Genomic DNA, 546 nt, shown 5'->3' with positions numbered 1-546 from the left:
ACTTGTTCGTTGTCTTTGTCATGATGCTCCATCCTACTCAGGAGTTGGAGCCTCCGGCAAACCCGGTGCGGGTCAGTCTTTCGGTAGTTGGCGAACAGATCAAGAGCAAGGGAATTGGGCGTATGAACATGCAGGCGCTTGGCCTGGTTGTTCTACTTCCCTCCATACTCATGCTTTCAACCAACGAAAGTGTTCCTGGCGAACTACCGGCGACCCTAATCGGCGCAATGGCAGGCTACATTTTCGGGGTGCGCAACGGAGATTAGGTTACATAATTCGGCTTACAGAGTGATTTCGTGTATGCGCAAAGTTAAAGTGTCCCTCGACGGCTCAGACCATCACTGGTTCGACGATCGCGGACCCGCTACAAACCCAACGGTCGCCGCAACGATGGCCGGAATTCATTGGCTAACCGCAAGCGCATTGCAGACCGCAAAGTCAGCCAGGGCTGCGATATCTGAGGTCTCCGCTGATCCAGCCCCCGTTTCACCGGACACCTAAGCGGTTTCGGTTTTGGCCCTGATGAACTCGCGGGGCGAGCGCCAT

Annotated in this window: 1 protein-coding gene; it reads left to right on the top strand. The window is 55.1% G+C overall.

Going from position 1 to position 546, the window contains the following annotated elements:
• Positions 1 to 266 (top strand): hypothetical protein (locus AB0T83_RS20315; RefSeq protein WP_366195010.1); only part of this gene is annotated, 266 nt, incomplete at its 5' end.
• Positions 267 to 546 lie beyond the last annotated feature (280 nt).

Origin of the sequence: Meridianimarinicoccus marinus (assembly GCF_040689105.1) — a bacterium.
Lineage (GTDB): Bacteria > Pseudomonadota > Alphaproteobacteria > Rhodobacterales > Rhodobacteraceae > Meridianimarinicoccus > Meridianimarinicoccus marinus.
This window is presented reverse-complemented; position numbering and strand designations above follow the sequence as displayed.